The sequence below is a fragment of the Oleiphilus sp. HI0132 genome (assembly GCF_001635845.1).
This window is the reverse complement of sequence record NZ_LWGJ01000439.1, coordinates 1-989: the sequence shown is the minus strand read 5'-3', so window position 1 is coordinate 989 and position 989 is coordinate 1. Positions and strand designations below refer to the sequence as shown.

At 40.4% G+C, this 989-nt stretch carries 2 protein-coding genes; one reads left to right on the top strand and one right to left on the bottom strand.

Annotation, left to right across the window (positions count from 1 at the left end; genetic code table 11):
• Positions 1 to 412 (top strand): MMPL family transporter (locus tag A3766_RS05300; protein ID WP_197479343.1); only part of this gene is annotated, 412 nt, incomplete at its 5' end.
• A 6-nt stretch (positions 413 to 418) separates the two neighbouring features.
• On the opposite strand, the gene A3766_RS05295 is transcribed toward A3766_RS05300, so the two are convergent.
• Positions 419 to 709: a hypothetical protein gene (locus tag A3766_RS05295; RefSeq protein ID WP_068516158.1), complete on the bottom strand. Its 291-nt coding sequence runs from the start codon at positions 707 to 709 to the stop codon at positions 419 to 421.
• Between the last annotated feature and the right edge of the window lie 280 nt (positions 710 to 989).

The following is a 989-nucleotide window of genomic DNA, read 5'->3' as shown; positions in this document are numbered from 1 at the left end:
ACTGGTCATGTTCGGACTGATGGGTTTATTGCAGATTCCTTTAGATATCGGCTCTAGTCTGCTATGCGGCATTGCCTTCGGCATCGGCATCGATTACTCCATACATATCGTCGAAGCCTACTTACGAAACTTAAAAGCACTTCAATCTAGGGATGCCGCAGCTCAAGCAGCCCTGACAGATATCACCTTCCCAATATTAACCAGCGCTTTTACCATTGCATTAGGCTTCTCAATCCTCTTGTTGTCAGAGTTTCAGCCTATTTTCAACCTCGGACTTCTCATTAGTATTACCATGCTAGTGTCTGCGCTATGTACACTTTTTATCATGCCAAACCTTCTGAAATTAGCTAAGGTAGGAAAAGTAGTAGAGCAGGAAGAAGAGCTCGAACCTTCGATGCTTGCAGAGGGCTAACCAGCCCTACTCAAAAACCTTATATTTTTTGATATACCTGAGTGCAAAAGGCGTCTCGATTAGCATATATGTCAGTAAACTAAACCAGAACCAGTTAGTCTCTAGAATGATCAACGATAACTTGAGGTCTTGACCTTGATATAAGCTGCCAACCACCAAGAGAGATATCACCATAGCAGCCAAGTCGTTCGTAAATAGTTTGTTCAAATCTCGCCCCGCAAACCGAGGATAAACGAACAAATAAGTAAGCGTCACCAATAGGAAATTGATCAATAAAATAAGAGCTTCAGCTTGCATAATCATTCCGATTCAAACTTGTAAACAGCCATCATACCTCGAACTGATAACAAAGTGACTAATAACAAACGTTAGTTGTAATAACGACACAATCTAAAAGCGACACTCCAAACCGGCCAAACTCTACTACACTAATATCACTACCGACATAATAACTAAGTTAGCCTGCTTTTTTGAAATCAGATATCTAGATTTGAATTGGCTTATAAACGGTTAGGTATATGAAGCGTACAAGTGCCACAATTAAAGCATTAACCCTGCTTTTGTTAGTCAGTTTCCA

Excerpts from the sequence above, each read along its gene's own strand:
- A3766_RS05295 (WP_068516158.1), bottom strand. The coding sequence starts at position 709 with ATGCAAGCTGAAGCTCTTATTTTATTGATCAATTTCCTATTGGTGACG.